Annotated in this window: 1 protein-coding gene; it reads left to right on the forward strand. The window is 70.4% G+C overall.

What is annotated here, in order from left to right; translation table 11 throughout:
* On the forward strand, nt 1-1,425 hold a 1,425-nt coding region (locus tag G6019_RS14480; RefSeq protein ID WP_182627865.1), incomplete at its 5' end, for an aldehyde dehydrogenase family protein.
* Nucleotides 1,426-1,501: the final 76 nt, after the last annotated feature.

Here is a 1,501-nt window from a genome sequence, read left to right on the forward strand (position 1 = left end):
TACGGGCAGTGGGTCGACGCCGCGGACGGCCGCACCTTCGGCACCTACGACCCCGCCACCGGGGCCGAGATCACCCAGGTCGCGCACGGCGGACCCGAGGACGTCGACCGGGCCGTCGCCGCCGCGCGCCGCGCGTTCGACGACGGCTCGTGGGCGACCATGAAGCCCAACCAGCGCGAGCAGATCCTGTGGCGCATCGGCGACCTGCTGGACGCCAGGGCCGAGCTGTTCGGGCAGATCGAAGCCCTGGACAACGGCAAGTCCGTCGCGATCGCCACCGCCGTGGACGTGGCCTGGGCGGCCGACGTGTTCCGCTACTACGCCGGCTGGTCCACCAAGATCGAGGGCTCCACGGTCAACGTGTCGATGCCGTTCGCCGGCGACAAGCAGTTCCACGCCTACACCCAGCGCGTGCCCGTGGGCGTGTGCGGGCAGATCATCCCCTGGAACTTCCCCCTGCTCATGGCGGCGTGGAAGCTCGCCCCCGCCCTGGCCACCGGCAACACCCTGGTCCTCAAGCCGGCCGAGCAGACTCCGCTGACCGCGCTGCTGCTGGGCGAGGTCATCGCCGAGGCCGGCGTGCCCGCCGGCGTGGTCAACATCGTCACCGGCTTCGGCGACGCCGGCGCCGCGATTTCCGCCCACGACGACGTGGACAAGGTGGCCTTCACCGGCTCCACCGAGGTGGGCAAGCTCATCGTCGACGCCGCCAAGGGCAACCTCAAGAAGGTCTCCCTCGAACTGGGCGGCAAGAGCGCCAACATCGTCTTCGCCGACTGCGACTTCGACGCCGCCGTCGCAGGCTCCGTGGCCGCGTGGATGTTCAACCACGGCCAGGCCTGCACCGCTGGCACCCGCCTGTATGTCGAGGACTCCATCTACGAGAAGTTCACGCAGGCCGTCGCCGAAGCCGCCGCCCAGGCCACCATCGGGCACGGTCTGGACCCCGCCACCGAGCTCGGCCCGCTGGTCGACCAGGACCAGTTCGACAAGGTCTCCTACTACCTGCGCGCCGGCATCGAGGACGGCGGGCGGGCCCTCACCGGCGGCGGCCGACACGGTGACACCGGCTACTTCGTCCAACCCACCGTGTTCGTGGACGTCGAGCCCGACCACCGGGTGGTGACGGACGAGATCTTCGGCCCCGTCGTGTCGGCCCTGCGGTTCACCGACGTCGACGACGCGGTCCGCCAGGCCAACGACTCGATCTACGGGCTGGCCGCCGGAGTGTGGACGAAGGACATCTCCAAGGCCCACCAGGTCGCCAGCCGCCTCCACGCCGGCTCGGTGTGGGTCAACCAGTACAACGGCTTCGACACCGCCATGCCGTTCGGCGGCTTCAAGCAGTCCGGCTGGGGCCGCGAACTGGGCCAGGGCGCTCTCGACCTCTACACGCAGACCAGGTCGGTCAACATCCAGCTCTGATCCACCCGCGTGCCGTCCCGGCACACCCTCCCCCGTCACCTCTCCCAGAACCCGCTCCCCGCTCCCCGCTCCCCGC

Origin of the sequence: Dietzia sp. DQ12-76, from assembly GCF_014145045.1 — a bacterium.
Lineage (GTDB): Bacteria > Actinomycetota > Actinomycetes > Mycobacteriales > Mycobacteriaceae > Dietzia.